The 4,162-nt window shown below is 25.6% G+C and carries 3 protein-coding genes; all 3 read right to left on the reverse strand.

What is annotated here, in order from left to right; all coding sequences use genetic code 11:
• On the reverse strand, positions 1-1,905 hold a 1,905-nt coding region (locus ACTG3V_RS15105), incomplete at its 3' end, for a PAS domain S-box protein (protein ID WP_439133005.1).
• Between the two features lie 395 nt (positions 1,906-2,300).
• Positions 2,301-3,044 carry a LytR/AlgR family response regulator transcription factor gene (locus tag ACTG3V_RS15110; RefSeq protein WP_439133006.1) on the reverse strand — a complete coding sequence of 248 codons (744 nt, stop codon included), beginning with the start codon at positions 3,042-3,044 and terminating at the stop codon, positions 2,301-2,303.
• 451 nt (positions 3,045-3,495) lie between these two features.
• Positions 3,496-4,162, reverse strand: a 667-nt coding sequence (locus ACTG3V_RS15115; protein ID WP_439133007.1) for a sensor histidine kinase, incomplete at its 5' end; no start/stop codon positions are given.

The following is a 4,162-nucleotide window of genomic DNA, read 5'->3' on the forward strand; positions in this document are numbered from 1 at the left end:
ATATTTATCAGTTGAAATTATAGTATTTGAAAAAATTTCATCAGCATTTTTACTTTTTATTTGATTTAGTTCATAGCCAGACATATCGCAAAAGCTTTGATTTGCAAATATTACGTTATTATCTAAGTCTAACTCTAATAAACCTAAATTCATATTTGCAATAATATTCTGAAACTTTTCACCTTCAATTCTTAGTTTATTATTTAATTTTTGCCTGTTTCTAATATTAATGAGCATCATACCAAAAAGCGCTAATATTTTCTTTTCTTTTTCAATATAGGTATGAGTATTATTTACGTAATCAAAGCCAACAAAACCAATTAACTCCTTATTACTTAAAATAGGAATGGTAAGTAAACTCTTAATATTTTGAGGGGCTAAGATTGATTTTAATGCATTTTCATTAGGATCTTCCTCGTTAAGTAGAGCAACTTCTTCAATATAAAAAGAGTCTCCATTTTTATGCTTTTCTATCCATTGAGGAATAGCTTCTATTGGTACATTTTGAAGGTTCTGTATTTCTGGACTTATGCCTTCTTTACACCATTCATATGTATTTGAAGTTGTATTCAATTTAAAATCATAATCAAAAATATAAGCTCTATCAGCATTAACAAATCTACCCATTTTTTCAAGAGATTTATTAATGGTATCATTTAGGTATTTTGGTTCTAAGTTGATGTACGTAGCTGCAATATCTATTAGAGCATCCCGAAGTTTAATCTCGTTATCAAGTGCTTTTTCTATTAAATGCTCATTTGTAATGTCTGTTATAACACCATCTAATCGTATTGGTTTTAAATTTTTATCATAGATATATTTTCCTTTGTTTTTAATCCATTTTACCTTTCCAGATTTCGTTTTAATTTTAGTTATTACACTAAATGTACCATACAAATCAAGATCATTTTCTATAGTGAATAAAAAGTCTTTGTTTTCTGAATAAAGTATATTTAAACAAATGTTAGGGTTATTCATAAACTCTTTTTCATCAATTTCTAAAATAGACTTTATGGATGGCGTAACAAACAAAACTTTATTGGAAGGTACTTTTATAGAATAAACCATATCTGTCATTTCATTAAAAATACTTTCTAACTTTTGCGATGTTTGTAATAACTTTTGCTCTTGCTCTTTTCTTTTAGTGATATCTCTAGAAAAAGCAATTACAAAATTTTCATCTTTAATGTTAGCTAACTTAACGTTTACCTCAACAGGAACTGAATGAATATTATTTTGATTAATGTGTTCACCCTCTACAATAACCTGACCTACTTTTTTTAGGTTGTCAACATGTTTCTTCCATTCGTTATCATTATTCTTGAAAATTTTTTCAAAATCACTTACATAATAATTTTTAACTTCACTTTTTTTGATACCTAACCTCTTAGATGCCACTTCATTTATGTAGAATAATTGACCATTTTCATAAGAAACTTGAACTGAATCAAAGGATTTGTCAAAAAGTCTTTTTAAAAGTTGAAGACGTTCTTTTTCTCTAGATTGCTTAATTTCAGCACCTAAATGACTTGCTACTTTTATCAACTGCAAAAACATATTTTCTGAAAAAACACTCTTTCTTACCAAAAGAAGCCATACATTTTCATGTAATGGTAAAGCGTAAAAATGGTGATTCTCTAATTTCTTATGGAATGCGTTACTATTAGAAGTATGAATATCTTTTGTAAATTCATTTAAGTTTTTATGCAATTCTAAACTTAATTTATCTGGATTTTGTGTAAAACTAGGTTGTTTTCCAAATTCGTATAAATCAGCATGTAGACACTTTAATGTATTGTTGTATAGATTTAAAATTTGTGGTAGAAATACTTTTTCAGGACCGTTAATTTTTTGATTTAACGTAATTTCTAATAATGCCTGAAGTTCTGATTTATTTAATTCCATTTTACAATAACTATCGTTTATACAATAATTCTTTAAAGAGATTATTTAACTATTATTTTTTTTTATTTTGCTTAAAAAGTAACTTTTGAATATAAAAACTGCATAAAAAGTTTGGGGTTAATTTGCATTTACAATTTAAAAAATAATATCGAAATTATTGCGTTTTAATAGATGGAAAGTCACAACTCACTACATTAATATACTCTTTTAGCCATAAATTTATGGTGAAATATAAAATATTGTAAATGAGCATAGAAATACATTAATGGGTTACATGTACCTAAATAAAACTACTTTTAAAAACTTGGTAATTGAAAAATTTTTAATAAAATTGAACATGAATATAAGCATAATTTCTTCAATAATTTACACTAAACCAAATAGCCAAACACTTATTAATTTAAATTAATATACTTACGTAACCCATCAATTCTTCTTTTAGCTATGGGTAGACTTTTACCATTTTTAAGCACACAATAATGACCATCTGTCCTATAAACAGTTTTAGTTTCATTGATGTTTATTAAAAATTTGTGATGAATTCTAAAAAATACATTTTTTGGCAGTTGCTGTTCATAATTTCCGATATTTTTTGAAACTGTTCTACTTGATCCGTCAGTTAAATGAAACACAGTGTATTTGCCAGCAGCCTCTAAATAAGATATTTTATAAATGTCTAAAAGCTCAATTGATTTAAAGTCGGGTATAGCAATGATGCCTTCCGCTAAAACATTATCCGTAGATTCATTGTTATCGCTTTTTTGTTCTAATTCATTTTCTAACTTCGATAACGCCTTATTTATTTTTATAATATTTAAAGGTTTAATTAAATATGAAAAAATATTAAATTCATTTATTGCATTCAGTGCATAGTCTTCAGATGAACTTGTAATGATAATTTCAGGTTTTATATTTTTAAAATCATTTAAAATATCTAGAGAAGATTTCTCATCTTCTAATTCAACATCTAAAAAAAGAACATCTGCTTTATTTTCTAACATTAAGCCTGTAAACTCATCTGTATTCTTAGCTTCACCAATGATAGAAATATTAGGATTACACTTATTAATTAGAAATTTTAATAATTCTAAATTTAAAACATCATCTTCTACTATATAAGCTGTTAAATTTTTCTCCATAATTATTATTTTTCATAGTGATTTTACAAATACCAATTCAAACGTTTATTTATTGATGTTAGACATATATTTACAAATACTTAAGAGAATAATTGGTTAATTTATGGCTTTACACTTAACCAAATTAAAAAATTGCAAATTTATAATAAATACCTATAGTATTGGTAAATTAAATTGACATAAATTATACTACATACCTATACTAAGGTACAAATTTTAGTTTTATTTATAGCACTATATCAGCTGTTTTTAATGTGTGATTTTGCAAAATTTATTCTTAAAAGTTTGGAGACATTTTTAACGTAAATGTGCCAAAAATAGGTAAAATTATACATTGTATTTATTGTGCTCATCAACACCAAACTCTTTTAAAAGTAAAATTATTATTCACAAAATTATTGGCAAATTTACATCATTTCTGAATAATTTCATGAAGCAAAAGTGCATATCGTTAAATGTGAAAATATTTTTTGTAAGCTATTAATTTTTTACATATATATAGCCCCATACCTGTGCCTTGCTCACCTTCTGTGCCTATTTCACTTGTTATGCAAGAGAGCTTAAAGATTTCTTTTAACTTCTCTTCACTCATGCCAACACCATTATCTTGTACAATAATATGTGTAAAATTACCCTCTTTTTTTAATTGTAAGGTAATAGTGCCATTTTTTCTGCTAAATTTTATTGCATTGATAAACAAATTAACAATTATGATGTTAAAGAATTTATTATCTGCATAAAATACTTCATTTTCCTTGCCATCTATAACTAAATTTATTTTTTTTTCATCAAGTAAAGGAAGATAGGGTTTTACGATTTTCCTTAAATAATCATTTGCATTTAAAACTTCATTTTTAATGCTTATACCTCGAGATTGTAGCTTAGCCCATTTTAGTAAACCATTTACCAAATTAAAATTAGCTTTAGCGTATGAATGTACTTTATCAATATAATTAATACGATTGGCATCACTCAAAGTACTATAATTGTCTTTTAAAATCTTGGTATATCCTAAAATAATATTGTAGGGGTTAATTAAATCATGCGCAACAATTGAACATATAAATGTTATATCAGGTACTGTTGTTTTAAAACTTTTTTCATTTACAATAAACCTC

This window comes from Polaribacter sp. (assembly GCF_965660385.1).
Lineage (GTDB): Bacteria > Bacteroidota > Bacteroidia > Flavobacteriales > Flavobacteriaceae > Polaribacter.